General features: G+C 66.0%; 1 protein-coding gene. It reads left to right on the top strand.

Going from position 1 to position 215, the window contains the following annotated elements; translation table 11 throughout:
- The coding region (locus ACVOK8_RS19195; RefSeq protein ID WP_481568208.1) for a DUF7507 domain-containing protein at positions 1-215 on the top strand (215 nt) is incomplete at both ends.

Raw genomic sequence — 215 nt, 5'->3', positions numbered from 1 at the left:
CAGCAACACCGGTACGGTGGCGCTGAGCAACGTGGTGGTGAGCGATGCAATGCTGCCGGGCCTGGTATGCACCATCGCCAACCTGGCGGTTGGCGCCAGCAATGTCGCCTGCGCTCCGAGCAACAACACCTACACCATCACCGCTGCCGATGAAGCAGCGGGCAGTGTGGTCAACACCGCCACGGCGACCGCCGTGCCGCCGGGTACGATCACCC

The sequence above is a fragment of the Stenotrophomonas sp. STEN083 genome (assembly GCF_056759195.1).
Note: the sequence above shows the minus strand (reverse complement) of the source record. Positions and strands in the feature narration are given on the sequence as shown.